Source organism: Photorhabdus stackebrandtii (genome assembly GCF_011189495.1).
GTDB classification, from domain to species: Bacteria; Pseudomonadota; Gammaproteobacteria; order Enterobacterales; family Enterobacteriaceae; genus Photorhabdus; species Photorhabdus khanii.
In genome coordinates, this window is record NZ_PUJV01000157.1 from 1 (window position 1) to 712 (window position 712).

Consider the following 712-nt stretch of genomic DNA (forward strand, 5'->3'; position numbering starts at 1 on the left):
AATTTGCGACACGAAGTTGTTTGTTGAAGTTGTTCCCACGGCAATGACGGAGGGAACCGCCCGTATCACCGGGTGAATCTAGGGGTCTGAATAAAGAGCGACCTTGACAATGAAACGAAACGCCACATGGCGTGGGGCATAAATCGTGAGAGACATGCCCTTCTGGGAGCCACACCCCGGATGAGTGCTAGATAGCGGGTATGGTGAAGGTATCTGAACCTGTGATAAAGATCGTGAGTAATGACAAGCGGAAGTGGCTACTACGCTTGACCAAAACGGTAATGGAGGGGGGAAGAGTGACTATTTGCTGCACTCTCGTGATCCACATCCCTCCCGGTCAACAGCAGGCATCTAACCCCGCGGACTTCACAGACGGAACGTGGAAACCCCGTATCACTCCCCCTTGGGGACAGCAGCCTGCAAAGATCGCCTATGGTGGTGCGGGATTGGGAAGTCGGAAAAAGCGAAGGCTGGGCTGTAATGGTCCGGATACGGGTTTTAACGTTACCCGACACGAAAGTGTGCCCACGTCCGACAGGTCTTACCTCGCGAGAGAGTTTGCAGAATCGTTATGAGGAGGAAAAGCAAATGACAGCAGCGGGTAAACCGGTGACTGGTGCAACCTTCGAGGCTATTCACTGGGATGTCATCAACTGGCGGGCCATTGAACAGCAGGTGCGGCGACTGCAAATGCGTATCGCGAAGGCAACCC

1 protein-coding gene is annotated in these 712 nt (G+C 53.8%); it reads left to right on the forward strand.

Features of this window, described 5'->3' with window-relative positions:
* Positions 1-480: 480 nt before the first annotated feature.
* On the forward strand, positions 481-712 hold a 232-nt coding region (locus tag C5470_RS22120; protein WP_479687683.1), incomplete at its 3' end, for a hypothetical protein.